This is a genomic window from Methanolobus profundi (genome assembly GCF_900114835.1).
GTDB lineage: Archaea > Halobacteriota > Methanosarcinia > Methanosarcinales > Methanosarcinaceae > Methanolobus > Methanolobus profundi.
Window position 1 is genome coordinate 12407 of the sequence record NZ_FOUJ01000003.1, and the last position, 24948, is coordinate 37354.

Below are 24948 nucleotides of genomic sequence, written 5' to 3' on the forward strand. Positions count from 1 at the left end.
GTAAATTTTTTAGTCATTATAAAAAATAATGAATAATAGACCGGACCATACCAACTCATGCATCAGTTCATCAGAGGTATGATCCCGAACAGGAAGATATTGACAAGACCGTGTGTCAGAGTGATAAGCGGAAAGCTATTGGTCCTCTGGAACATATAACCAAGCAGGAGCCCTGCAAAAGATGTAAAGAATATCTCATAGATAGTCCCATATCCGGAGTGCATCACACCGAAAAGGAAACTTGCAAGCAACAGTCCTTTGACAGGACCGAAAGAATCTGAAAGCCTTGTCTGCAACAGTGACCTGAAAACAAGCTCTTCTCCCAGACCTACAAAAAATATCATAACTATAGATATCTTCAAAATACTGTCAAGGGACAGATCAGGGATCAGATTCCCGGCATGTATAGTAAAATTCTCACCCTGTGCTATCAGGAATCCAACCAGTACAGCAAGTGGAAGAAGCTTGAGCATACCCTGAAAATGGAATCCCAGAGTATCTTTTTTGATAGACTGATGTTTTATAATGAAATAAGCTGGCAGTACCATTGGTGCATAAACGTAGACATAGAGATAAAGTGTCATCTCCGAGAACACAGGCATGGACATATTCAGAAGCCTCAATATAGGAAGCAGTGAAAGTACCTGAAGTGAACGGGAAACATGCGTGCCATCTATCCATACAGAAGAAATGGACAATGCAACAAGTGTAACTACATGTAACATTACGCCTGCCCGGATATTCCCAGAATACAAAAGGAGTTCTGCCAGAACTACCATTAACATTGCGATGCCAATGATATAACCATCAGTGAGCCCCGGAACCACAGAAGAACTTGTTTGTCCGATATCATGAGGATCTGAGCCCAGTTGTTCATGGTCTGTCATTGTGCCTCCGTAACGTTTATCCATAAATGAAGGTCTCTGTAGGGTTCTGTCATATTATCATCCCTGTAAAGCAAGTACTGCAACTTCATATCAGTACCTGTCACAGCAGGAACGAAAGATACAGGTCTTTCCCATGTTACATTATGAGCCAGAGCCACATGCTGTAAGTTTTCAGGAGTGTCCATAGTCTCATTGTCAAGCTTGATAACTATCGAATAATTGACCACATCATACTCATGGTTCACTACACCTACGATGACATCAACACTATTCCCTACAACCAGCTCCGTCCTGTAATTATCTGCCATACGCTCAGGTCCGAGTATATAGAACTCGGTGAACTTCTCCCCCTGTTTAGGAGTTACGACAACATATACAAGGGTCATCACCGATGCAAGTATAGATATCACCAGAATGATGGTCAGTATACGATCCAGTCTTGACTCCGGTCTCTCACTTATCTCTGCTTTGACCGAGTCGAACATTTCCCTGAAAGGAACGAAAAAGGCATCATCTCCAAGGGATTCTCTTCGGAAGATGGCGATCAGGGCCATGATAATAGTGAAATTTGTAAGGAATACAAGAATAGGTACAAGCCTGATCCCCCATGGAGTATAGTTCAATCCAAGACCTATAAGAGGGACCACAGCAATACTAAGCCCAAAGCTCAGTGCGATCCTTTCAATGCCATCAAGATCATCCTTTCCCGGGAACAGAGCAGCGATAAGAGCATAGCCGGGTAGGAAAAGGACCATCGGTAGACCCAGAACAGTACGTAATGGACTATCGCTAAGAAACGGGACAAGCACGAATATATCAGTGAGCAGCACAAGGGCTATCACCAATTTAATGTCAGCAGGGGTTTGTTTTTTATCCGGCATTTTATTCTCACATAGGTACAGTTTATAATATATTTAATGTTTTGGAGATCTTTATGCCTTAATTGACATAAAATATAGAAAATAAGCTTTCATCCATGGTACAACTAAACAGGATGCAATGACTTAAAAGATGTCGTACGCCAATTTATAATGCAATATTATATAAAGATAAGGATCATAAAATAAAGGTAGAACTGGAAAACTATTATCCTGAAGATCCTACCATGATCGAACAGATATTCTTCTAACAGACTGGACAAAAGAGGGCTTTATGTATATTCCTACATCAAATGTTCATGACATCATTAATGCCATAGAAGAGCTTAACGTTCCAAAAAATGAAACTGTATTCATTATGCTTGCTGAGCAAGAGCTACCTGACATCACACATCTGCTATCTGAACTTAACAAAAAAAAGATAGATTTTATTGGTGCTTTATTTCCGGGGCTTATCTACGGACCTAAAAAATACAAATCAGGAGCAATAATCTACCCACTTCCTGTAATGCAAAGACCAATTCTGATACAGGATCTGAGCAAATCCAATCTTGAACTGGAAAAGATGATACAGCAATTCAAACCAGATAAAAAAAAGAGTGCTACAGCCTTTATAGTAGTTGACTGCCAGTCATCGAATATTTCCTCGTTCCTTTCTTCATTCTTCAATCTCTTTGCAAATTCCATTGAATACATGGGATGTGGCGCGGGTTTTCTCGATGTGAGCTCCAGAAAATGCATATTCACCCCTGATGGCTTTTTTCAAGATTCTGCTGTTATTTCCTTCATTGATATGAAATGTAAATTAGGCGTACATCATGGATGGATCAGATCCATAGGTGCAGCAGTTGTAACAAAAAGTGAGGGCAACATTATTAAAGAACTGAACTGGAGAAATGCCCTTGAGGTCTACACAGAAATAGTCACTCCGGATATGGGGACAAAGTTCGATGATACTAATTTCTACAAAATTTCAAGGCGTTACCCATTTGGGATATATACTGAAGGACATGAGGACCTTATCAGAGAAGTTCTTATCGCAACTGATGAAGGATATCTTGTTTGTGCAGGAGATATGCCAGAGAATGCCATCCTGAATATTCTGAAAAGCGATAAGAGATCACAGATAAATTCAGCAGAAAAAGTATTGGATGATTGTTTTAAAGAAGATGACCTTGACGTTGAACATTGTCTTGTTCTGGATTGTATAGGAAGGGCACTTTATCTTCAGGAAGGTTTTGAAGAGGAACTCATCGCAATATCAAATGGATTGAAAAACCGGAATGTAAACATAATCCCCGAAGGAGTGATGTCACTTGGAGAGATCGCTTCAATGGGTGAAGATATGATCGAATTCCTGAATAAGACGATCGTAGTAGGGGTATTTCATGAATAAGCCCATGCAATACACAGACATATTCAATCAGGTATCTTTGCTATATGAACTGTCATTGTCCATTGGCAACTCACTTGATATCCATGAGAATTGTGATACGTTCCTAAAAAAGCTCATGGCCAGAAAACGAGCAAATTATGTGTCTGTTTGGATAATGGATGAATATCTCACATTTGAACAAAAGGATACTGCAAGCCTAGTATATGCCCATCCGGAATATTACATTCAGGAAACAGAGCTCAAACTGTCCCACCCCATCATTTCTATCATCTCCCATGATAGCCCACTTATTCTTAACTCCCGGGATAATGAACTAAATGACCATATAGCCGAGAAAAAGCTAACATCAGGCTCCTGTATACTTTTCCCACTAAAGGATATTGGGGTATTGAGCCTATACTGGATAAATGAGCTCAGTGATTCACAGACCATGGCCAACCAATTAAGCAAGGTCGTATCAAAATTCGCATTCTCACTTGAGGCATGTCTGCTTCATAAAAGGGCATTGTGGGAAATAGAAGAAAAGAACAGGGAATTCGAAGCAAGATTGCATGCAGAATCCTCGAACCGTGCCAAAAGCGAGTTCCTTGCCATCATGAGCCATGAGCTCCGCACCCCCCTCAATTCCATAATAGGATTCTCAGACCTGCTTACAGACGGACTTGCCGGAGAGCTAAATGAGAAGCAAGAGCATTATGCATCTAATATCTCAAACAGTGGGAAACATCTCCTTACTATAATAAATGATATTCTTGATCTGTCAAAGATCGAGGCTGGAGAGATGGAGCTCAACTATGAAGAGGTATTTGTGACCGATATCATCGACGAAGTTGTGATGAACATCAGCCCGCTATCATCACAGAACAATCTGTTGATAGACACATCAAATATAGATGACGTCATCATAACAGCAGACAGGAAGAAGATCAGACAGATACTTTTGAACCTTGTAGGGAACTCAGTTAAATTCACACCCTCAGGAGGAACTATAAAGATATTCACGTTCCTGAAGGATGAAATGATAAACATCTGTGTGCAAGATACAGGGATCGGCATTTCATCAGATGATCAGAAAAAGCTCTTTGAGCCATTCCAACAACTGGATTCTGCCCTCAGTAGAAAATATGACGGGACAGGACTTGGACTATCACTTGTCAAAAAGCTTACTGAAATGCACAATGGAACGGTTTCTGTTGAAAGTGAGCTCAACAAAGGCAGTACTTTTACAATTTCATTACCTATGGATCATCGGGAAAAGTACTGATAGATACAATAAGAACACGGCTTTATTTCTTCTTTTTTCTCTGTTTCTTTTCCTTCACCGGAAGTGAAAGAACGTAAGTATAAGAGATGTCAAGCCACTTTTGCATCTGTTCATCATCGTCATAAACAGACGGTGGAAGAAGAACATATTCCTTCATCCTGCGACCCATTGGTTCAAATGGGACTGCTTCATCATGTTCTGCAAAAAGGGTCTCCTGATCATCAGGTTCAAGGCGCAGCATGATGCTGTCCTGATGCACACCTACGAACATATTCCCCCGCACAAAATATACAGGGCTGCCGAACATTTTCCTGAACTCTACATCAAGATCTGCCACTGCACCTTCTAATAGGTGGGTCAGTTCTTCAGATGCTTTTTTCCATGCCATTTAATCTCTCCCCATTAATAGGTGTATACGAACATCTATTTTAGATCACTGCACCAGACAATGGAGATATACGGATAATTCCCCGATCATGAGAAGTGATCTCTTTCCACAGTACGATAACTATTTAAGTAATAATCTCAGAATGAAATTATATTATCTTTGAAAGAGATAATAAGGGAGTGATAGAAAATGTCAGCTATTATTGATAAGAGTACATGTACCGGATGCGAACAGTGTGTTGATACCTGCCCTGTAGATGCCATCACAATGGCCGAAGGAGATGTTGCATTAGTTGATGCAGATGCCTGTGTAGATTGTGGTGACTGTGTGGATATCTGCCCTGTAGAAGCAATAACAATGAAGTAAGTTCCTTTTCTATTTTCATTCTATACTACAGAGGGAAAAATGGTATTCCCTCTGAAATAATATCAAGCTGTTCAGGCATAGCCCCTTCATGATCCTATGTTGATCCAGAGTGAGCACTACATGTTATGCATTCCTGCAGTCTACCAGTTACCAGTCATTATACCGCCTGGTCCGCTTAATGGATATCACATTATAGAACAAGCTCACATCATCAAAATAAAAGAAGTAAGTGCCTTTCTAAAAGACACTTATCGAAGGATCATGTATTTACTTATCAAGTATCACTACATGTAGTGAATTACCTCTCCAGATGCTCAGAGTATCGAACTCCCAGTTGCTGGCAAGCCCTCCTGTAGCATTGAAAGCCCGGCTGCGTCCCTCGAGATAGAACCTATAACCACCTTCATCAACCGATGATGGAACAGTAACGGTCCAGTCAAGTGTCTTATTATTGTCACTTACAGTCTGATGCCAGTAGCTATCGCTTCCTACAGAACCGGAACATCCGGTGAAACTAATGGTTATATCCCTCAGATGAGCTGCAGCCACATTGTAGCTGACCCTCAGATCAATATCAGTTCCTGCCGTCCTTTTAATGATCGGACAATGGAGAGGAGCTTCTGTCCACGTACCTCCTGATTCCTTGTACTCAAGCTTGAGGAAGTCCACCGGAGCAGGTTTGCTGTTATCGATGACAACTTTTACAGGGTCAAGAACAGCAGCTATCGGGTTATGAGCTGCATCATAGAGTTCCAGTCTCAGTTCATATTTACCATCTGGATACCGGTGTGTTCTCCAGTTGATCAGCGTGTGGTAAGGGAAATAGTCGTTAGGTGGCGTCAATACCTCATAGAAACCACTTACATCCGGCTTTACATGATGAGATGTACCGGCACTGATGTTATAAACATGCCAGGATTCATTGAAGTGTGTCTCACTTCCACCCTCATACTTGTAGAACACCTTGTAATAGCTTGCAGTACCATATTCAGGACAACCGACGATCCTGATGGTCTTACAAAGTGGTGTTTCAGCATCCGGACGAACGATGTGAGGCAACGGGAAAGCAATGAACTGCTTTGGTCTGTTAACTCCTTTGACGTAACCTTCACTATCAAAATACATTGGATCGATGGCAATATCATTGAACCCTACGATCCCTGCTTTGGTACATGGTGCATAGGACTGACCGCATGGGACACAGATCGCATTGGACCATGCCTCTATCTGGACATCCGTGGTAGACTCGCTCAGGTTCCAGTTAACATCGAAATATCCCTCTTCATAGATCGTCTCAAGCACGCCATCTGCATCAATGTCCTGTTCGACCTTGAATACAATATCAGGCACATCAAGGAAAAGGTTCCACTCAGGAACGATCTCAGGCCAGCAGCGAAGCAGCCTTACAATAGGCTTTGAAACACGGATCTGCGCCATGGTAGCAGCAACATCCTTCTTTTGCTTCCCTAGCATCTCCATCATCAGATCATCATCCGGCAGAGATGGAGGAGCGATCGAATGAGGGAAAGCCGGCTCATCAAGAACTGAGGAACTTTCCTTGCTTACAGGCTCGAAAAGAGCATCCTTTTTGAACAATGTCTCACGGACAGCCTCAAAACGTGACTTTGTGAACAGGGCACTTGTATTGTCAATGCTTCTTTCACTGGAACGTAGCTCATTCCTTATATTGACAGATATCTTCTCGACCACATCATCGTTTGTGACCTTCAGGTTCCTGTACTCGGTCTCTTTGATAACCGGTTCCGTTGGTGGCCATGGTTCAGGTCTTGGCTTTACCTTCATCTCAGGAAGTTGTTCCAGTTCAGGATAATACCTGATATCAGGCTTCACCCCCAGATCTATAGCCTCAAGTACCGTTGGCCGCTTAAGGATCTCCCAGAGACAACGGTAACGTAGTCTCCACCTCAACACAGCATCGATATCGAAATACGGGATATTCACACAGAAATAACCACATTCATCCGTCTTTGTAGTAGCGATCTCTTCCCTGCGGTGAGGGAAGAACGGAAAGATCCAGCCCCATGGAAGACCGGGTGTTGGGTACCACCAGAAAAAGTTGAGGTCTACATCATAAACACGAACTGTAGCCCCAGGTACCGGACATTTCTCACCCGTTGTCGGATCTGTCTTAAAGACGCGTCCACATACTTTGTGCTTCAGTTGTAAAAGACCAAGCACAGTATCCACCGGCTTCAAATATAGGTCTGCCTCCTTCAGCACACCCTTATTAGAGATGACCGTTTCTCTGGAAATACTTGCAGTAGCTGCATTATCCGACCCGGCAAGCCTTTTTATCTGAGTACCTTGTATCATATCCTCAGGAACTATCGAGATCTTCGTATTCTCAGGCAACTTTGAAGCATCCACATTAAGTGCAATATCCACTTTATCTGTTGTCAGCTTCTTCTCTGCCAGTATCTTTACTTCATCCCCTTCTTCTGAAAAAACCACTGCTTTTAATGGAATTGGGGAATTCCTTACGCCTTCCACCTTTGTTGATATTTTGACTCCACTTATTTTTCTGGCTCTTGCCATAACCTTCACTCCTTTATGCACATTAAGAGAACAGAGGTTACACCTAATGGATGTAGAGATCAGACATGGCAGGCCATGGGATCATATCGTCTTTTCCCACAATGACGATATTCCATAATAACAGTCTCCCCGTCTGTTAAAACACCCTTGCTATCAGTATTGCGATACAACCCCTGTATCCCACTGAATGGTAATAATTACCTGATTAAAAGTCGGTTATATTCTTATTTATAAATAACCGTGCTAAAATAAAATTGATAGTCTACTATCACATCTATCCAATTTTTACTATGACACATTTTTTTATATATCAATAGATCCAATTAGAGGCAATGGCTTCTATTTCCTTTGCTAACGAACTCATGAGAAAGGGCATACACCTAACATCGATACTGATCATCCTTGTCTATGCATTTCTGGGGAAACAGGAAACACAGACATTGCTTATCGTCTATCTGGTGATCATACTAAGCATAGAACACCTGCGACTTGACAGAGGCATCAAACTTCCCGTATTCCACATACTGCTACGCCAAAAGGAGAAGCAAGGACTTGGATCACACGTTTATTTCACCCTTGGTGCACTGGTAGCGGTCTCAGTTTTCAGCAAGGATGTTGCCTTTACAGCAATACTCATGACCACCTTTGGAGATATGAGCGCTGCACTTATTGGAAAAAGATTTGGTAAGATCAGGATATTCAGCAATGGTAAAAGTCTTGAAGGATGCATCGCCGAGTTCATAGTAGACCTTACAATAGCTGTCCTCTTACTTGGCAATCCACTTGTAGCGATCCTTATGGCCTTTGTTGCCACCTATGTGGAAACCACATTTGTTAATATCGATGATAATCTGGCAATAGCTGTATTTTCCGGTATCTTTGCAGAAGCGGCGTTCCTATTGATCGCACATACATAAAAATGAAAATAGCGGTTTGTGATGCCTGTGAACAGAAGAAACATTCACAGGCATCTATCCCAAACCAGGGATTCCCCACGAATCCCCTGTATCGTTGAACCCGACACCCACGAATATTTGTCTATCTCAATAATATTTAAAATAGCCCTATTATTTTTCAGATCAAGAATAAATTAAATTATAAATATGCCAGATATCAACCATATATTACATAATATCGGAAAATACATAAAATATTCAATGTGTAATAGAAAGGTTTATAGGCAACTTCAAAAAAAAGGTTGACCCATTTCCCAGTTCGCTCTCCACCCAGACCTTGCCCTTATGCAGTATAGCAAGTTCCTGAACAATGGATAATCCCAGACCTGTTCCTTTATATCCTGTTTCCTCAGTGGTTCCGAGCTGTTCGAAAGGTTCGAAGATCTTCCGAAGCCCTGCCGCATCGATCCCATGCCCGGAATCAGTAACTCTGATGAGGACCATATCCCCATCCTTTTTTGCTTCCAGCTTAACATGACCTTCTTCAGGAGTGAATTTTATCGCATTGCTTGCAAGATTGAACAACATCTGTTTCATTTTTACCTTATCAGCATTCAGAATATCGAGTTCTGCATCTATATCATATGTCAGATCGACCTTTTTCTTTCGGGCCAGCACTTCAAGTATTGAGCCCACCTCATCAAAGAGCTCCTGAACATGGAATTCCTCAATGTTCATCCCTACTTTCCCGGATTCTATCTTTGCAAGATCAAGCAACTGATTGATCAGGTGAAGAAGATGAGAGCCGCTCATTGAGATATTCCGCACATAATCCATCTGCTTTTCATTGAGCGGACCGAATGTATCATCCTGCAGCATTTCCGAAAAACCTATAACAGAATTAAGAGGGGTTCTCAGTTCATGGCTCATATCTGCAAGGAACTTGCTCAATCTCATATTTGCAATGTCAGCCTCATTCTTAGCCCTTATCAGGTCTTTTTCAAGTTCCTTCCTTGATACGAGCTCCCTATTGGCCTCTTTCCACCTTCTGTATGAGAAAATAAGCAGGGCTACTGTAGTATATGCGGTCAATGTGAAGAATTCATCTAATTCCCATGCTTCGTGAGTTACTAGAAATTCAATGATATGATCAAAAAGATCGAATACCAGTGTGAGAAAAAATACAATTATCCCACCGACCACCACTAAGAATGTATCCCTTTGTAAATTATGCTCATTACTCAACAAATAACCCCACATTATCGATCGTTCAAGCACCCATCAGCCTCAATTAAAGAGGCACATATCACCGTTCTTTGATCTTCTCCCTCAGTTTAATGATAGCAGTTGTCGGCGGTACTTTCTTCGGGCACACAGCCACACACCTGTAAACAACATCACATCCCCACACACCTTCATGAGAATCGATATCCGATAAAAGTTTCCCGACATCTTCTTCATCGTTGCGAGGATCAATGAAGAAGCGCCATGCTTTGGCCAGAGCGGCAGGTCCGAGATATTCCCCATCCCTCTCTGCTGCCGGACAACTCCCATGACATGTGGCACACAATATGCAATTGGTGTACTTCTCTATCTGCATCTGTAAAGCAGGCTCCATCAAGGTCTGTTCATTACCTGCATCTTCCGGCACACCTAACCATGGTCCAATTGAGTCCACCAGTCTGAAGAAATGGTCCATATCAACTATAAGGTCCCTGATGACCTGCAGGTTAGGAAGAGGTTCAACAAGGATCCCCTCTTTGTCCTCATCCTTGCTGTCGTGCTTTAAAGATACATTTTCACTTTCAGGATCATGAACAACTTCGGTCCTTGCATCTGACAACTGTGTCCGACATGCAAGTCCGGGTTTCCTGTTAATTAGCATTGCACAGCTTCCACAGACAGCACCTCTGCATGAATACCTGAAACAAAGACTTCCATCCTGTTTCTCCTGTATCTGGAACAATGCTTCAAGTACCGTCATCCCCGGCCTTTCCTCAACCTCAAAGGTCTCATACCAGATAGTATTCCCATCCTGCCTTCGGATCGTCAGCTTAACCATCAGTATTCCCTCCTCTTTGGAGCGAAAGTACCGATATTCACTTCTTTGTATTCAAGCCGTGGCTCTTTATCCATAAAGGCAAGAGTATGCTTCAACCACTTCTCATCATCCCTTTCAAGATGGTCTGTCCGGTAATGTGCGCCTCTGCTCTCTTCCCTTGCAAGTGCTCCAAGAGTTATAATATATCCAAGTTCAAGCATCCCCTGTAATTCAAGAGCATTGACAAGCTCGAAATTAAAGACCTTTACATTGCTCTGGACCCGCAGCTCCAATGCCCTTTTTCTGAGATGCTTAATCTCTTTCAATGCATGTTCCAGTCCTTTTCGGTTCCTGAAGACACCAACATGTTCCTGCATTACCCTCTGAAGGTCATCCCTTATGGAAGCAAAGTTCTCACCCTCGCCGCCGATCATCCCTGATATCCTGTCCTCTTCCATCCTGAAAGCTTCCATGAGCTCATCTTCATCAGGTCTTGATACAGAACGTGCATATCCGACTGCATCCATGCCTGCCCTCCTGCCAAAGACAACTGTATCCAGAAGTGAATTACCACCAAGACGGTTAGCACCATGCACACTGATGCAGGCACATTCCCCCACAGCATAAAGACCCGGCATCGGCGTTCTGCCATCCTTATCAGAGCTCACCCCACCCATGGAATAATGCTGGCCCGGCTGAACTGGTATTGGTTCCTTCACAGGGTCGATACCTGCAAAGTCAATGGATATCTGCCGGATACCCGGAAGACGCTCGTTGATCTTCTGCTTTCCAAGATGTGTAAGGTCAAGATGGACATAACCTTCTGGGAAGCCTCTGCCTTCATCTATCTCTTTCTGTATGGCCCTGGCAACGATATCCCTTGGTGCAAGTTCCATTGCATCCTTTGCATATCGCTCCATGAAACGCTCGTGTTCCCTGTTAAAAAGATAGCCACCCTCACCACGTGCACCTTCTGTTATCAGTATATTAGTACCCCACAAAGTAGTGGGATGGAACTGAACGAATTCCATATCCTCCAACGGAACTCCGGCATTGTATGCCAGACTTATCCCAAAGCCCCTGTTTATTATGGCATTCGTAGACCTCTGGTAGATCCTGCCATATCCGCCAGTGGCAAAGATCGTTGCTTTTGCACGAAAGACCTCCAGCTCAGAATCTGCCAGGTCCATTGCGATACAACCTGTACATTTGCCATTATCGGTAACAAGTTTTGTCACAAGACGTTCATTGTACACTTTGATCTTGTACCTGAGAACCTGCTCATATAGAGTGTGTAAAAGGTTATGTCCTGTCCTGTCCCCTGCAAAACACGTCCTTGGAAATCCTGCTCCTCCAAAAGGTCGCTGGGCTATCCTGCCATTCTCCTGTCTTGAGAAATTACAACCCCAGTTCTCCATCTCGATAACCCTTTCAGGAGCTTCCTTACAAAGTACTTCAACCGTATCCTGATCAGCGAGGTAGTCGCTACCTTTCACAGTGTCAAATGCATGTCCCTCCCAGCTGTCATCAGAACCAAGCGATGCATTGATACCACCCTGTGCTGCACCGGAGTGACTTCTTATAGGATATACTTTGGAGATCACAGCAACATCAGCACCCAGTTTGTAAGCTTCAAGAGCTGCTCTGAGTCCGGCAAGTCCTCCGCCTATCACAATTATGTCGTGGTCTATCATTTTTTTACTCCCGTCAATTCCATGGGATCAAGCAGATGCTCTACACCATGATCATCAAGTAACCCCATCTCGATAACCACTTCCTTTATAGTACGGCCTTCATTATGTGCCCGGTATGCTACCTCAGCAGCTTTGTCATATCCAATTACAGGAGCAAGTGATGTTGCGATCGCAAGACTGGAAGCAGCAAGTTCTGCACATCTTTCAGTATTGACAGTCAGCCCGGAAAGACACTTTCTGTTGAAAGATGAGATCGAACCGGATAGTATCCTGATAGAACCCAGTATATTGTGTGCCAGAAGTGGTGTGAATACATTGAGCTCAAGTTGTCCGGCCTGAGCGGCCATCATAATAGTGGTATCATTGCCCATCACCTGAAAACATGCCATGTTAAGCATTTCCGCCATTACGGGATTGACCTTTCCCGGCATTATAGATGATCCCGGCTGAACTGCCGGCAGATCCAGCTCACCCATGCCAGCCCTTGGACCACTTGAAAGCAGGCGAAGGTCATTTGCGATCTTGGTCAGGCTCACTGCAAGTCCCCTGAGTGCAGCAGAACAGGCAAGTATGGAGCCTGCAGCCTGTGTAGCCTCAAATGGATCTTCGGCCAGTCTGAAACCGATACCTGTTATAGAGTTCATTTCCCTGATCGCGATCTTCGAAAAACCCTGTGGAGCATTCAGACCTGTACCAACTGCAGTTCCACCCATGTTCAATTCCAGCAGACCGTCCACAGCTTCCAGTAAACGTTTCATGTCAAGTTCTATCATTCTGAAATATCCACTGAACTCCTGCCCCATTGTCAGCGGAACTGCATCCTGTAAGTGCGTTCTTCCGGGTTTGACAATTGACATGAGCCCGACCTTCTTCTCATCGAGAATAACAAGAAGTTCATCGATAGCAGGGAGCAGCGATGAGTAGACAGTTTCGACAGCTGCAATGTGAATAGCAGTATGTGTCGTGTCGTTGGAGGATTGGGACATGTTAACGTGGTCATTTGGATGGATGATATCATAGCGTCCCTTTTCATAGCCCATGATCTCAAGTGCTCTGTTGGCAATGACCTCGTTAGCGTTCATATTCTGTGATGTTCCTGCACCTGACTGGAAAGCATCTACCACGAACTGGTCACTCAATTTCCCTTCTCTTACCTCATATGCAGCTTCGACCAGACTCTTGCCAATATGCGTGTCAAGCTTTCCCAGTTCCATATTTGCCTTTGCGGATGCTATCTTTATAGCTGCCTGGGCCTTGATGAACTCAGCAGGTAATCGCTCACCACTTACCTGGAAATTATCCACAGCCCTTGCTGTCTGTGGACCATAATAGACATCTTCCGGCACTTCCACCTCTCCAAGAGTGTCTTTTTCAAGTCTCATAGGACCTCCTTTAAAATGAACTCAAGAAAATCACTTGTCAAGTTCCCCATAAAAATACTGGAGTTTTTGTGTAATAAAGATATGCACTGTGTTTTCTGCATATATTCCATGAAAGTGCATCGAAAGGGATGCTATCCATCTATTCCACTTGCCAGAATCCTTTAATAACTATAAAGCCAATCTAGTAACATATGACAGAGAACAAAACCGAAGAGCAGACATTAACAGAAGAGAAGAGCAAAGGGATATCTGGCCGCGAACTTCTTCAGGACACATTGAAGAGCCCATCCATTGGCAATGCTTCAATTCCTGCTTTTGGGATCGAGTATGCTCCTCACAAAGCTCAGGGTCTGCAGAGCTCATCAGATATGTGGATCGACAAGGGCAGGCTCTTTGAAGGGATCCCGGTTGAGAAGAGGGACCTCGAAAGCGCCAAAAGACTTTCACGCCAGTAATTATCAATTTTAAAGGACTGTGTGCTGATCACACCTTGCAGACAACTTATCGATCTTGTCCTCATAAAGGCATAATCACAATTTATTTTCTTTGACCTGCTTTTGATCGAAATGTAATTCTATCGTTATGCTTTTGGTACCCATTGAAATCAAATAAAATTGATTTGAACGCAAGCTTGTTTTTTGACAAGTTATTTATATAACGCGATAATACGATATTATATACTCAAATTAAACATCAGTTATAAAGAGGTTAGAAAATGGCACCATGGGAATATGATATAAGGTCTGTCCGCTATGGAGAATGGGACAGCACGAAAGAAGATCTGAACGAGCTAGGCATGGATGGCTGGGAACTTATACGTTTTTCAGAGGATGTAGATGAGAACGGTAACATCAAAGCATTCTTCAAAAGGCCAGTCGATTGCCTGGAATGCTAGATCCTTTTTTCTCTCTTTTCTCTTAATTATTTAGTATTAAACCTGACTTGTTTTATTTTTATGGTCCCGCCTCTGCTAAAGATCATTGGCTATCATACTCATCCCGGTCATCAGAGATAGTTCTCTCTTTGTGATCAACAGGGAGAATGACATGGACCATTGTTCCTTTATCTTCGCTACTCTCGACCCAGATATCCCCACCATGTGTTGAAATGATCTTCTTACTAATGAAAAGACCAATACCTGCTCCCCCATATTTCCTGGTAGGGGAACCGTCGACCTGATAGAAATCATCGAATACTGAGGCAAGTTTCTCTTCAGGGATGCCAATGCCATTATCCTCTACGGATATGTGCACCTGGTCACCTATCAATGATGCCTTCAAAGATACGGACCCACCCCTTGAAGTGAACTTGATAGCATTGTTAAGCAGGTTCCAGAAGACCTTACCAAGATGATCCTCATTACCCTCTATCTCAGGTATTGAAGATACGATATCCATAGACATTCTTATTCCTTTGGAATCTGCATCCTGTAACAGGTTCGAATATATATCCTCAAGCAAAAGGTTCAGGTCTACCATTGAGAAACTACAACTAAAGGTCTCTTTCTTAGAGCTTGCCATGTAAAGCAGCGAATCGATCAGCTTCTCCAGTTTATAGGAAGCATTGATGATCCGATCAAGTGCTTTCTTCTGTCCGGGGTTTATCGTGCCTACACTTTCACTATGCAGCACCTCTGCAAACCCTTTTATCGAATTCATAGGCGTCCTTAGCTCATGACTTATGTTCGATATGAACTCATCCTTCATCATATCAAGGGACTTTAGCTGTTCATTCTTGATCGATACTTCCTCTGCATATTTCTTGAGAGCATCTTCGTTCTTCCTGATTTCGGTGATATCCTTACCTGCAGCAAGTATTCCTGTAAGTTCGCCATCCTCGTCCCTGATCGCTGAATTATGCCAGAGGACAAGTTTTTTCTCCCCACTCTTTGTGATAGTAGAACACTCACAGTACTGACTTTCTTCAGTACCACTATCCATTAGTGAATGGCATATATCCCTCATCATAGGCCGGTCCGCTTCAGGAATTATCCTGTCGACCCAATTTGTTCCCATGACCTCCTCTTCCTCGTATCCAAGAAGCTCCGTTACTTTCCTGTTGATAAGGATAACAAGACCCTCGGCATTGACCATTATGAACATCACACCGGAATCATCAAGATACCTCTGAGTAAGTTCTTTCTCCATTTTTAGTTCCCTGGTCCTCTGGGCTACCGAAGAAGTAAGGTCCTCCTGTCTGCTCAGTACAAAATAGGCCATCAGACTGAGCAAGAATACAGGAAGGAGGGTGATAGCTTTGAACACATAGGTCTGCTTAAGGATAGCACGTTCCCATCCACCTTCCGGGATCCGGGCAATGGTCAATTCCTTGTTATAAAGGTAAATGGTCTGAACGACCGGATCCTTTAAGAGAACATCAGGATTACCGAATACAGTCCCATTGCTGGCACTTAAAACAACATTATCGCTCTCGGGATCGATACCAACCTCTTCAAAAACAACCGGCATATCGATCACCATTGACAGGATCCCAAAGAACTCACCATCTATAAATGTAGCCTCTCTAGCTACAAGACCCAGTCCACCTTGCCTCAATTCATATGGACCGCTCAAGATCACCTTACCTGAACTGATAGCAAGTTCGACATCGTTCCTCACGTCCTCACGACTGTCATTTATAAGGTCATGCCCCTTGACGTTCGCTGCCTCCTCTGGAGGATACACATACTGCTGGACCCCCCCGGGAGCAATGGCAAAATTACGTATACCCCCGGGTCCTGTATACAGCACTTCCGCATAATCGAAAAAATGTTCTTCCATACTCTCACAAGTATTATGAAGCTGAGTGAATGAGGCCAGGCTATCGAGAAGGACTACTCTTTTGTTTACACCCATTGATAATGCATTTGCCTGCAATATGAGTGTGTTCTCCTCTTCTGACCTCAGGTCATGTATCAGATCCTGCTCATACCAGAAATTCACCTGTGTCCATATAACCAGAAGAAATAGGAATAGGAATACAGTTATCATTACTTTATCAGGACGAAATAACAGACCATGCGGTCCTGTCTTTCCTTGATCACCCAAGGTATTCACCTCTCCCCATAATACCCGTTTATAAGATAGAGGCCAAACATTATAAATATACAGGTCAATTAAATAAATTATTATATAGGAGTTTATTATTTTATAGATAATTATAATCATATTGCGTATAATCAATAGTTTTAAATAGTATTAATACGGTAAAGGGATTCTGTGTTCCGGTAAAAAACGACCCAAAAACGTCCAACTGGAATAACTCAAAAATAACAGGTAGAATAAAAATGACTCAAACAGTCACAAATATGAACAATATACATATCCCGGAAGGTTACAGCCTCAGAAGGATCCAGTTCTATTTCTGGTTAGGAATGTTCTCGGCGATCTTTCTTAGACTAATAATAATAGCTGATTATTACAATGGTATATTGTCAAAAGCTCTGTTCTACCTGGGTGTTATAGGATACCTGGTGTTCTTTGCACACAGATACCACGTAGCAACACGCCGGGTAGGTGTTCTAAAGAACCTCGACCTACTTGGAAAGATAGAGAGCAGGACATCTTTGACAGAAGAGGAGTATCGCGGATTGGAATACATCATGTGGAGTCTCTCAGTCTCAAAGGAACGTATGAATTACCTGGTGATATTTGCCTTCTCGGTAATAGCAATTGTATTATCACTGGCACTTGACCTGGGCCTTGTATAAGAACAAGAAGAAATAACGATCAGAACGACACAAATAAAGAAAGAAGAACTACACCAAAGATCAGGTGAGATATATGAACCCAACAAAGGAAGAGATCATCGATAAGGCAAAGCATGCTGTAATGGATCTCGACGAAAGCGCAGTCGAAAGTATAGCCTATGAAGCTCTTGAAGCAGGCGTAAGTCCTGTAGAACTTATAGAACAGGGATTCATCGAAGGCATGAAAGCTGTAGGCGACCTTTTTGAAGAAGGTAAGTCACAGCTCGCCCAGATATTCGAAGCCTCCCACATCGTGGAGTCAGGCATGAATGTGCTCAAGCCAACTATTATGGGTTCCAAAGATGAAGTATGCTGGTTCGGAAACCTCGTCGTTGGAATGTAATACTACAAATAACAACATTTGTTCTGTCACTGACAGAACACTACCTCCTTTTTTCTCCACATTTTTAATTGATCGGTCACAATAAGGCAGATCAGTATACATATAAAAAACTTCAGGGTCTCCCTTCTGTAGGGCAAACTTATTTATTTCAATGCGGGTTTTTATTCCCTAGTCTGAACACCCTGCGGACAGTTGACATCATGGTCAGCAAAACAGTTGATATCGGTAGGGAATTATTTGAATGGATAGGAATGCCACAGGCAAACGGTACTAACAATTCCGGCAGAATGGCCGGTCCTGATCTTATAGAATATCATTATCAAATTATATGTAACAGGTGACATTATGACAAATGACGATCTCAAAGATCCATTTGGATCCAAACAGACCATCAATATCGGTGACAAGAAGGTAAACCTCTATCGCTTGAAAAAGCTTGAAGAGCAGGGAATCACCAACATTTCCAGATTACCTTACTCCATCAGGGTCTTGCTCGAAGCAGTATTAAGGAACGTGGACGGAAGGGTGATCACAGAGGAAGATGTGAAGAACCTGGCAAGCTGGAGTCCGAAAGGGGTTCTTGCAGTCGACATACCATTCACTCCTTCAAGGGTACTTATGCAGGACTTTACAGGAGTGCCTGCTGTTGTAGATATTGCTGCTATAAGGTCAGCAACCCAGAGACTTGGTGGCGACCCATCGACCATCAATCCTGTGATCCCTGCAGATCTGGTCATCGACCACTCCATACAGGTAGATTACTACGGCACATCATATGCCCGTAACTGCAATGAGAAGTACGAGTTCCACCGCAACCAGGAAAGATATGAACTGCTCCACTGGGCACAGAATGCCTTTGACAACATGAGAGTGGTCCCACCTGCAAGCGGCATCATCCATCAGGTCAACCTTGAGTACCTTGCATCCGTGGTCCATCTCAAAGAAAAGAATGGCGAACTTGTAGCATATCCTGACACACTTGTAGGTACCGACTCACACACTACCATGATCAACGGACTTGGTGTCCTTGGTTGGGGTGTTGGTGGTATCGAGGCTGAAGCCGTAATGCTCGGTCAGCCATATTACATGCCTATCCCTGAAGTTGTAGGATTCAAGCTCACAGGAGAGCTCAAGGAAGGCGTATCATCCACCGATCTGGTACTTACCGTTGTAGAGATGCTCAGGAAGCATGGTGTTGTCGGTAAGTTCGTAGAGTTCTACGGACCAGGATACAAGGCACTTGAACTCACAGAGAGGGCAGTACTTGCTAACATGGCACCTGAATACGGTGCTACAATGGGATTCTGTCCTGTTGATGAAGTTACACTTGCATATATGACAATGACAGGAAGAAACGAGGAGCAGGTCAGCCTTGTCAGACAGTACTGCAAGGAACAGGGACTCTTCCTTGAGGACGATGCACCTGAACCGGAATTCACTTCAACACTTGAACTTGACATCAGCACAGTAACACCATGTCTTGCAGGACCAAAGAGACCTCAGGACCGTATACCTGTACAGGATATGTCAAGGGCATTCCACCAGACCATGAAGGACGTATTCGCTTTAAAGAGCGGAAAGGCTCCTAATGGGGATGACGAAGATTACAGTCGCTGGCTCGGAGAAGGCGGATACAGTGTTTCAGAGATCACACATCCACATCACACCGGCATCACAAAGATCAAATGTGCAGACGATGTCGTAGCAGTGACACACGGTTCTGTTGTTATCGCATCCATCACATCATGTACCAACACATCCAGCCCTGCACTTATGATCGGTGCAGGAATACTTGCAAAGAAAGCTGTTGAGAAGGGACTGAAGGTCAAGCCTTTCGTCAAGACAAGTCTGGCACCTGGTTCCCGTGTAGTTACAGACTACCTTGAGAAAGCAGAACTTATGCCATACCTCGATGCACTTGGCTTCCACCTTGTAGGATATGGATGTCTTACCTGTATCGGAAACAGTGGCCCACTCAATGAAGCTGTCTCGAACAAGATAGAGGAAAAGGACCTGACAGTTGCAGCAGTTCTCAGTGGTAACAGGAACTTCGAAGGAAGGATCAACTCACAGATAAAGGCAAATTACCTTGCATCACCAATGCTTGTTGTTGCATATGCACTTGCAGGTAACGTTGACATCGATCTTATGAACGAGCCAATTGCCTGTGACCCTAACGGACAACCAGTATACCTTAAAGACATATGGCCAGGTAAAGAAGAGCTTGATGAGGCTATCAGTAAGGCTGTAACACCAGAGATGTTCATGGAACAGTACTCCAATGTATATCAGGGAACAGACCTCTGGAGAGAACTTGAAGCTCCTAAGGGACTGCTCTATGAGTGGGATAATGACTCAACATACATCCAGGAACCACCTTTCTTCAAGGACTTCCCACTCGAGGTGGATGGTCTGGCAGACATTAAAGGAGCACGTGCTCTTGTAATGGTGGCTGACAGTATAACCACCGACCACATTTCACCAGCTGGTTCAATTCCATCAAGCTACCCTGCAGGCCAGTACCTGATCTCAAAGGGCGTTGATGAGAAGAACTTCAACTCATACGGATCCAGGCGTGGTAACCACGAGGTCATGATGAGAGGAACATTCGGAAATGTCCGTCTCAAGAACAAGCTCGTTGGCAGCAAGGAAGGTTCATGGACCATACACCAGCCTGATAACGAGGAAATGCCGATCTACGATGCTGCTATGAAGTACGTGGAAGAAGGTACTCCACTTGTCGTTGTAGCAGGGAAAGAATACGGAACCGGTAGTTCACGTGACTGGGCTGCAAAGGGAACCCAGCTCCTTGGTATAAAGGCAGTTATTGCAGAATCATTCGAAAGGATACACCGCAGCAACCTTGTAGGTATGGGCGTTCTTCCACTCCAGTTCAAGGAAGGAGAATGTGCAGAGTGTCTCGGACTTACAGGAAAGGAAACTTTCGATATTACAGGAATAGACGAGCTCAAGCCATTCGGTGAGGTAACAGTTACCGCAAGATCGGAAGACGGTGCAGAAAAGACCTTCAATGTTGATGTTCGCCTGAACTCCGAGGTAGAGGTAGAGTATTACATGAACGGTGGAATACTTCACAAATTCCTGAGGGACAAAGTAAAGGGAGAATGAACTTTCATTCTCTTATTTTGTACACGGTTGTTCATACATTAAAATAATATAATTATATTGTGGCGCTGGAAAGCCAGCAAAGTATATATATGGACAACCGAAAGGTATTATTGAACATATTTTAATAAAACGTGTACTTCGATCCATCGGGGGATTTTTATATGGAAGAGATGAAAAAAGGCCTAGAAGGCGTAGTAGCTTTGGATACCAAAATATCCTATATTGATGGTATTCAGGGGATCCTTATGTATAGGGGCGTCAAGATAGAGGATCTTGTTGACCTGCCTTATGATGCGGTTTCCTACCTGCTTATCAACGGAAAGATCCCCAACGAATCTGAATTATCTGAATATTCACAGGAATTAAAGGACAACCGTATCATCAATGGTAAACAGATAGATGTCCTGAAGGAATTCGATTTTGGTGTTGAGGCTCTTGATGGCCTTAGAACGGCTATTTCCTGCACAGCACATTTTGATCTTGAGAATAACCATCATTCTCCTGACGCTAATAAGAACAAGACCATAAAGCTTGTTGCAAAGTTCCCAACTATTGTTGCGGCTCTGCACCGTGCAAGTTTTGATAAGGAACCCATAGAACCAAAGGACGATCTGTCCCATGGTGCAAATTTCCTTTACATGCTCACTGGAAAGATACCTACTGATCTTGAAGCTGAAGCAATGGAAAAGGATCTCATACTTAGTGCAGAACATGAACTGAACCCATCAACATTTTCATTGAGGATCGCAGCATCCACTTTATCTGATCTTTACTCTGCAGTCATATGTGGCCTTTGTACTCTCAAAGGACCATTGCACGGAGGAGCCAGAAAAGGTGTAATGGACATGCTTGATGAAGTTGGGAACATCGAAAATGCAAGACCGTATGTTCTTAACAAGCTTGAAAGAAAAGAGAAGATAATGGGATTCGGGCATCGTGTTTACAAGACATATGATCCAAGGGCAAGGATATACAAGGACGTTGCCAGAAGATTATCAATAGAGAATGGCGATACATCCTGGTTCGACCTTGCAGAAGAACTTGAGAACATCCTGTATCATGAATTTGTGGAGATCAGGGGAAAGCCGATCTATCCTAACGTAGATTTCTATTCGGCAGTTGTTTACAAGTACCTGAACATACCAGCTGAACTTGCAACATCCATATTCGCAATGGGCAGAGTATCAGGATGGATAGCTCACTGCATGGAACAATATGCGGACAATAGAGTGATAAGGCCAAGGGCACATTTTGTCTAGGCCTACTTAATTTCTTTTCTCACATTCCCTTTTCAGACTATAGTTCATACTTTCAAAGCCCTTTCTTATCTTTACACCGATCATGTGTAGTACAAGAGGAGCCAGTATACCTCTGAACCTTTCGCACTGGATCATACGTGTCCTGTTATTCTCCAGTTCTTCAAGTCTGAAAGCGTGTTCACCGTCAAATATACCTTTTACCCAAAGATTACCCTTCCACCTGAACTCATTGATAGGTTCCACTTTTGTGACAAGGGGAACGATACGCATACCTTTTGTTTCAGGTGGCTGCAGGAAGATATCAAGTCTTGAGCCTTGCTCAAGCTTTCCACTGATATTAGTTACAAAAGGATTCCATTCGCCATAATTATCAAAATCTGTCAGTAGGTCCCAGACCTCGTTGATAGGAGCTTCAATTGTTACATCGGTACAGATCTTATTCATCGTGAGGTAAACCTCCGGAAAAAAGGAAGTCGTAAGAAAGAATTATTTGGTCGTTCACACTAAATACCCGCTTTTATACTACCCGCTTTAGCGTTCATTAAATATATAATTTTAGATGATATGAAAATAAAGAGCATAAAGAACATGATCACCTGCAAACCGGGAAAGAATAGATAAAGAAATCAATTATGAACATTTATATCGTCGCCTACTCCTGCCTAAGGTCTGCATGGATTAAAAAGTTTACTCTTTGATCAGAATATCCAGCAATATCATTTATTAAAAGAACAACTCCAAGTAAGCATTTTTATATTTCCTGCATCATTGTAGCTTCACTTACAGTAAAAGAATTTAATTCAACAAAAAGGTAATTATCATGGGTGGAAATCAAAAACACGGTGTTCCGGCACTACTTTCATTTTTCATACCGGGACTGGGACAGATAATAAAAGGCGAGATATTCAAAGCGATCGGCATATGGGTGGTCCTTGGGATCTGCTGGTTCCTACAATTCATCCTTATAGGTTACATAATAGGACCTATTGTCTGGCTCTGGCAGATATACGATGCTTACAACAATTAAATGACCAATTAAGGAAAAGAGATGATCAGAATATATCTCTTATTCCTGTAACCTTTTCTCCTTTTGAACCCTGTACAGTAGCCTCAAAGTCCTTGAATTTAGGAACACCTGTGCCACCGGTCTCATCTGGCACAAGAGCATTGGACCATGGACCATTCACCATGTAAGCGATCCCCTGATGAGCTTCTTCGTGTCCTGAGCTTTGTGCTGTAACAACTACTTTTCCAAAAGCATTCTTAACAACAACGGTCTCTCCTTCCTTGATAGAAAGTTTGACCATATCCTTTGGGTCGAGTTTGATAACTGCTGAGAGCTTTTCGTAATCCTCACCAAAACGTGATGTCTCCTGAGCAGTGTTCTGGAAAACATCCCTGTAGGTCACTATCTTCAATTTGATCTCCGGTGCAGCAAGGAATTGTCCGAATCCCATCAGATCGCCTCCGTTATCCTTGTAAGTATTTCCTCGTCAGATAGCTTGTCTGTATCGACTATCTTTTTCATTTCGATCTCCACACCATCCATTCTGATGGCTGTGCCACCTGCTTCAACACCACCGAGTGCACAGGGAATTGTTACCGTGGACCTTGTTGCTGTAAGGTTCTGGCACGGGTCTATGGTAATGAGTGGGATCTCCGCAAGATAACGTGAAACTGAAAGTGGCAAACTCGACAACGGATCGGAACCGATGATAAGAGCAGCATCTACTGACCTGTTCCTGAGAGCCTCGACAACCGACTGTTCAGCACCATGTTCTGCCTCACCTGTTTCGGGGTTGAACTTGACGCGGTTGATGTATCCGGTCTCTTCAAAGAGATCATGGTTGAAACCTCTCATATTATACTGCCCGACCATAGGGATCAGATTGAAATCAGATACCTCATTGAGCTTGTTCATCAACTTGAACAGAGGTTCAAGTTCTTCAAGGGAATAGACAAGTCCCAGACCAACGCAGATGACACCGAACTTTGCCTTTTTCAGAACGCCTGACAGTTCCAGTATCCTTTTAACATCAAAACCATAGGATGTTTTTGGAACTTTTCCTGACAGCGCACTTACAAGAGCATCCATGAACTCCGCATCCCCGCCCATAGGGATCTGGTAGAAGCGGTTGTCACCGGATATAACAGCAGTATCGGACTTCCTTACATCAATGGTTATTGCGGTCCTGTCCTCTTCCCATCCTCTCTGGCGTTCCTTGCCACGTGGGAAATAGGAATATCTTGAAAGGTGACGTGGGTGTGAATTGGAAGGGTCTGCACCCCAAAAGATTATGACATCGGCCTTATGCCTTACATCATCGAGTGTGCACGTCTTTATTTTATCCTGAAGTATCGCCTCGACAATAGGACCCTGACAGAAAGAGGATGTATCATCGATGTATGCACCTGTCTTCTTTGCAAGGGCTATCGACCTCTTTTGTGCCTCTGAACTGGAATTACCATGACCGAATATCAGGGGGTTCTTTGCATCACTGAGTATTTCCGCAGCTTTTGAAATTGCTGTATCTACTTCTGCTTTTTCCCCGTCAACGGTACATTCCATCGGATCACTGCAGCCTTTCATACGTGCAACACCTTTCCGGCATGCAGCATGTACCGTAGCTACCTTGTTCCCTTCTATGTCTACCTCTATATCATCACAGAGGAGAGCACAGCCTGTACAAACATAATATTCACTCAAATGATCACCACATT

At 43.3% G+C, this 24948-nt stretch carries 24 protein-coding genes; 12 read left to right on the top strand and 12 right to left on the bottom strand.

Features of this window, described 5'->3' with window-relative positions:
- Positions 1–62: 62 nt before the first annotated feature.
- Complete coding sequence (locus BM008_RS07650) at positions 63–887, bottom strand: CPBP family intramembrane glutamic endopeptidase (protein ID WP_177188014.1); 825 nt, start codon at positions 885–887, stop codon at positions 63–65.
- A complete protein-coding gene (locus BM008_RS07655) occupies positions 884–1768 on the bottom strand; it encodes a DUF1616 domain-containing protein (RefSeq protein ID WP_091935745.1) in 885 nt (294 codons plus the stop codon). The genes BM008_RS07650 and BM008_RS07655 overlap by 4 nt, the downstream gene beginning before the upstream one ends.
- A 271-nt stretch (positions 1769–2039) precedes the next feature.
- Here BM008_RS07655 and BM008_RS07660 point away from each other — a divergent pair, with 271 nt between their 5' ends.
- Positions 2040–3161 carry an FIST signal transduction protein gene (locus BM008_RS07660; protein WP_091935747.1) on the top strand — a complete coding sequence of 374 codons (1122 nt, stop codon included), beginning with the start codon at positions 2040–2042 and terminating at the stop codon, positions 3159–3161.
- A complete protein-coding gene (locus tag BM008_RS07665) occupies positions 3154–4425 on the top strand; it encodes a sensor histidine kinase (protein ID WP_091935749.1) in 1272 nt (423 codons plus the stop codon). The genes BM008_RS07660 and BM008_RS07665 overlap by 8 nt, the downstream gene beginning before the upstream one ends.
- 22 nt (positions 4426–4447) lie before the next feature.
- Here BM008_RS07665 and BM008_RS07670 read toward each other — a convergent pair whose 3' ends face one another.
- A complete protein-coding gene (locus BM008_RS07670; RefSeq protein ID WP_091935752.1) occupies positions 4448–4813 on the bottom strand; it encodes a TfoX/Sxy family protein in 366 nt (121 codons plus the stop codon).
- A gap of 189 nt (positions 4814–5002) precedes the next feature.
- On the opposite strand from BM008_RS07670, the gene BM008_RS07675 reads away from it, so the two are divergent.
- Positions 5003–5179 carry an ATP-binding protein gene (locus tag BM008_RS07675; RefSeq protein ID WP_091935754.1) on the top strand — a complete coding sequence of 59 codons (177 nt, stop codon included), beginning with the start codon at positions 5003–5005 and terminating at the stop codon, positions 5177–5179.
- 267 nt (positions 5180–5446) lie between these two features.
- Here the strand turns inward: BM008_RS07675 and BM008_RS07680 are convergent, their stop codons facing one another.
- Positions 5447–7735 carry a hypothetical protein gene (locus BM008_RS07680; protein ID WP_091935757.1) on the bottom strand — a complete coding sequence of 763 codons (2289 nt, stop codon included), beginning with the start codon at positions 7733–7735 and terminating at the stop codon, positions 5447–5449.
- A 332-nt stretch (positions 7736–8067) separates the two neighbouring features.
- Between BM008_RS07680 and BM008_RS07685 the strand changes: the two genes are divergently transcribed.
- Positions 8068–8652: a diacylglycerol/polyprenol kinase family protein gene (locus BM008_RS07685; protein WP_091935759.1), complete on the top strand. Its 585-nt coding sequence runs from the start codon at positions 8068–8070 to the stop codon at positions 8650–8652.
- 237 nt (positions 8653–8889) lie between these two features.
- On the opposite strand, the gene BM008_RS07690 is transcribed toward BM008_RS07685, so the two are convergent.
- From BM008_RS07690 to BM008_RS07705, 4 genes are all read right to left on the bottom strand, one after another.
- The gene (locus BM008_RS07690; protein ID WP_177188015.1) at positions 8890–9876 is read right to left on the bottom strand and encodes a sensor histidine kinase; all 987 of its coding nucleotides are present in this window, start codon (positions 9874–9876) and stop codon (positions 8890–8892) included.
- 61 nt (positions 9877–9937) lie between these two features.
- Positions 9938–10693: a succinate dehydrogenase/fumarate reductase iron-sulfur subunit gene (locus BM008_RS07695; RefSeq protein WP_091935764.1), complete on the bottom strand. Its 756-nt coding sequence runs from the start codon at positions 10691–10693 to the stop codon at positions 9938–9940.
- Complete coding sequence (locus tag BM008_RS07700; protein ID WP_091935767.1) at positions 10693–12366, bottom strand: FAD-dependent oxidoreductase; 1674 nt, start codon at positions 12364–12366, stop codon at positions 10693–10695. Before BM008_RS07700 ends, BM008_RS07695 begins: the two co-directional genes overlap by 1 nt.
- Positions 12363–13748, bottom strand: coding sequence for a class II fumarate hydratase (locus BM008_RS07705; protein WP_091935770.1), 1386 nt, complete (start codon positions 13746–13748; stop codon positions 12363–12365). The genes BM008_RS07700 and BM008_RS07705 overlap by 4 nt, the downstream gene beginning before the upstream one ends.
- A 191-nt stretch (positions 13749–13939) precedes the next feature.
- Here BM008_RS07705 and BM008_RS07710 point away from each other — a divergent pair, with 191 nt between their 5' ends.
- Both BM008_RS07710 and BM008_RS07715 read left to right on the top strand, forming a co-directional pair.
- Positions 13940–14203, top strand: coding sequence for a hypothetical protein (locus BM008_RS07710; protein WP_091935773.1), 264 nt, complete (start codon positions 13940–13942; stop codon positions 14201–14203).
- 260 nt (positions 14204–14463) lie between these two features.
- The gene (locus BM008_RS07715; RefSeq protein ID WP_091935776.1) at positions 14464–14643 is read left to right on the top strand and encodes a Sp36 family protein; all 180 of its coding nucleotides are present in this window, start codon (positions 14464–14466) and stop codon (positions 14641–14643) included.
- An 82-nt stretch (positions 14644–14725) separates the two neighbouring features.
- On the opposite strand, the gene BM008_RS07720 is transcribed toward BM008_RS07715, so the two are convergent.
- Positions 14726–16795: an ATP-binding protein gene (locus BM008_RS07720; protein WP_177188016.1), complete on the bottom strand. Its 2070-nt coding sequence runs from the start codon at positions 16793–16795 to the stop codon at positions 14726–14728.
- A 260-nt stretch (positions 16796–17055) separates the two neighbouring features.
- Here BM008_RS07720 and BM008_RS07725 point away from each other — a divergent pair, with 260 nt between their 5' ends.
- From BM008_RS07725 to BM008_RS07745, 5 genes are all read left to right on the top strand, one after another.
- A complete protein-coding gene (locus BM008_RS07725; protein ID WP_245747969.1) occupies positions 17056–17457 on the top strand; it encodes a hypothetical protein in 402 nt (133 codons plus the stop codon).
- Positions 17458–17530: 73 nt separating this feature from the next.
- Complete coding sequence (locus tag BM008_RS07730; RefSeq protein WP_091935784.1) at positions 17531–17839, top strand: cobalamin B12-binding domain-containing protein; 309 nt, start codon at positions 17531–17533, stop codon at positions 17837–17839.
- A gap of 200 nt (positions 17840–18039) precedes the next feature.
- Positions 18040–18180: a hypothetical protein gene (locus tag BM008_RS14895; RefSeq protein WP_177188017.1), complete on the top strand. Its 141-nt coding sequence runs from the start codon at positions 18040–18042 to the stop codon at positions 18178–18180.
- 4 nt (positions 18181–18184) lie between these two features.
- Positions 18185–20968 carry an aconitate hydratase AcnA gene (acnA, locus tag BM008_RS07740; RefSeq protein WP_091935789.1) on the top strand — a complete coding sequence of 928 codons (2784 nt, stop codon included), beginning with the start codon at positions 18185–18187 and terminating at the stop codon, positions 20966–20968.
- A 161-nt stretch (positions 20969–21129) separates the two neighbouring features.
- A complete protein-coding gene (locus tag BM008_RS07745) occupies positions 21130–22227 on the top strand; it encodes a citrate/2-methylcitrate synthase (protein ID WP_091935792.1) in 1098 nt (365 codons plus the stop codon).
- Positions 22228–22233: 6 nt separating this feature from the next.
- On the opposite strand, the gene BM008_RS07750 is transcribed toward BM008_RS07745, so the two are convergent.
- On the bottom strand, positions 22234–22671 hold the full coding sequence (locus tag BM008_RS07750) for an SRPBCC domain-containing protein (RefSeq protein WP_091935795.1): 438 nt from the start codon (positions 22669–22671) through the stop codon (positions 22234–22236).
- Positions 22672–23047: 376 nt separating this feature from the next.
- Here BM008_RS07750 and BM008_RS07755 point away from each other — a divergent pair, with 376 nt between their 5' ends.
- A complete protein-coding gene (locus BM008_RS07755; RefSeq protein ID WP_091935798.1) occupies positions 23048–23254 on the top strand; it encodes a hypothetical protein in 207 nt (68 codons plus the stop codon).
- Between the two features lie 25 nt (positions 23255–23279).
- Here the strand turns inward: BM008_RS07755 and BM008_RS07760 are convergent, their stop codons facing one another.
- Together BM008_RS07760 and BM008_RS07765 are read right to left on the bottom strand one after the other, a co-directional pair.
- Positions 23280–23684 (bottom strand): molybdopterin dinucleotide binding domain-containing protein, encoded by a 405-nt coding sequence (locus BM008_RS07760; RefSeq protein WP_091935802.1) that lies wholly within the window; start codon positions 23682–23684, stop codon positions 23280–23282.
- On the bottom strand, positions 23684–24934 hold the full coding sequence (locus tag BM008_RS07765; protein ID WP_091935805.1) for a formylmethanofuran dehydrogenase subunit B: 1251 nt from the start codon (positions 24932–24934) through the stop codon (positions 23684–23686). Before BM008_RS07765 ends, BM008_RS07760 begins: the two co-directional genes overlap by 1 nt.
- Positions 24935–24948: the final 14 nt, after the last annotated feature.